This is a genomic window from Ilumatobacter sp. (assembly GCF_049588435.1).
Lineage (GTDB): Bacteria > Actinomycetota > Acidimicrobiia > Acidimicrobiales > Ilumatobacteraceae > Ilumatobacter_A.
Genome location: NZ_JBAVYV010000061.1, coordinates 1 through 1,644, shown reverse-complemented (window position 1 = coordinate 1,644; position 1,644 = coordinate 1). Strand labels below are relative to the sequence as shown.

At 62.8% G+C, this 1,644-nt stretch carries 2 protein-coding genes and 1 pseudogene; 1 reads left to right on the top strand and 2 read right to left on the bottom strand.

Annotated features, from left to right (window positions below):
• Positions 1–306: pseudogene (locus WBV89_RS02145) on the top strand (hypothetical protein); the annotation flags it as partial.
• 86 nt (positions 307–392) lie between these two features.
• On the opposite strand, the gene WBV89_RS02140 reads toward WBV89_RS02145, so the two are convergent.
• Together WBV89_RS02140 and WBV89_RS02135 are read right to left on the bottom strand one after the other, a co-directional pair.
• The gene (locus WBV89_RS02140; RefSeq protein ID WP_423979695.1) at positions 393–989 is read right to left on the bottom strand and encodes a carboxymuconolactone decarboxylase family protein; all 597 of its coding nucleotides are present in this window, start codon (positions 987–989) and stop codon (positions 393–395) included.
• A partial coding sequence (locus WBV89_RS02135) for a 2-keto-4-pentenoate hydratase (protein WP_423979694.1) occupies positions 977–1,644 on the bottom strand: 668 nt, incomplete at its 5' end. The genes WBV89_RS02140 and WBV89_RS02135, both read right to left, overlap by 13 nt.

The window sequence follows — 1,644 nt, the reverse complement described above, 5'->3', positions numbered from 1 at the left end:
GTGATCACACTGGGCGTGCTGCTGCCCGACTTGGCGAGTCTGCTCGGGCTGAAGCTGCACGCACGTCGCGTTCGGCAAGTCGATCGCGATGCCATCGACCTGTGGACCTGCCTCGAACTGTTGGCATCTGCGGGAGAGATGGCGGACTTCGCAGCGGGCGAGTTCGATGGCGTCCGTGGACAGCTTGCGGTCGAGTTCGCAGACGATGGACCGGCAATGAGCGTTGTCACGTATGGGGTCACCGATGATTCCGAATCGGCACGCCGGCGCACGCGGCTCAGGGGTTTGATCCGGGCGATCATCTGATGGGTGAGATGACGATCAGTCCTCGGGAAACCTTCTTCATCATCGGGTTCGGGGTTTTTCCGGCGATGAATCGTCGGACGCGGCAGTCAGCCGTGTTTGCCGACGTTCCAGCCGCTGTCTTCGAGGAGCGGTTGGGCGACAGCGATGGCATTGTCTTCGAGTGTGGTGGCGAGTGAATCGTTCCATCGGTTGAAGACGCCGAACATGCAGATGACGCCGAGGATCTCGACGATTTCTGCTTCGTCCCAATGCTCGGCGAGCGAGGCGTACAACTCGTCGGTCACCCCGTTCGGGACTTGGCCGGCGGCGAAGGCAAAGTCGAGTGCTGCGCGCTCTCGGTCGTCGAACAACGGGTTCGTCTCGTACTCCCAGACCGCCGCCATCTTTTGTTCGTCGATGCCTGCTCGTGTGGCGCTCACGGCAGTGTGCGCCTTGCAGTACTGGCAACCGGCTGCGGCGCTCGACATGTGGCCGATCAGTCGCTTCAGGCCGAGATCGACCCGACCATCAGCTGAAAATACGGCTCGGTTGAACTGGATCGTGGCCTTGGCGATTGCGGGGACGCGTTGCATGGTGAGCAGGCTGTTGGGAACCATGCCCAGCGTTGACATGAAGTGCGCAAATGCCGCTTCGAGGTCGGCGTCGCCACTCGCGTCGAGGGGGAGGGGAGTCATTCGGGCCATCGGGGGGCTCCTTTTGAGTTCTTGCTGATCGTGATCTGGACGTTGCCGAGATCGGGGCATTGCGCCGACAGCTCGGATTTGCCGTTGACGTCGAATGGTGCCGTGAGCCCGCCGGTGTAGACGATCTCGCCAGCCCGGAGTCGCTGTCCTTCTCCGTACAGCTGGTGGACGAGCCACGCGACGGCGGCGGCGGGGGATCCCATGGCTTGGTCGCCGAAGCCGGTTCGTTCCTTGAGGCCGTTCGAGAATCGAACCTCGGCGGCTGACGGATCGTTGATGATCGACGTCACGGGGCCGGTCGCGATGGCGCCTGCCGATGAGTTGTCTGCGGTGTTGTCGAGCCAGGTGAAGTCGTAGGACTCGAATCGAGGGTGCACGACTTCGATGCCGATCGCCCAGCCGACGGCAGATGCGAGGACATCGTCGGCGGTCACGTTGTCGCCCTCAAGGTCGACGCCAGCGACGAAGACGATCTCCGGCTCGGCCTTCGGATGCCGAAGCCGAGTGAGATCGAGCTGACGGTCACACTTCTGCGATCGCCAGAGCGTTCCCCAATTCGGTTGGTCGATTCCAAGTGCCTCGCGCATCGCAGCGGACGTCCAGCCGAGCTTGTAGCCGATTTGTTCGTCACCGTCGGCGCGCCTCAGGGCGTCGC

Bases quoted from the DNA above. Each gene is read 5' to 3' on its own strand.
- WBV89_RS02140 (WP_423979695.1), bottom strand. From the start codon at position 989: ATGGCCCGAATGACTCCCCTCCCCCTCGACGCGAGTGGCGACGCCGAC.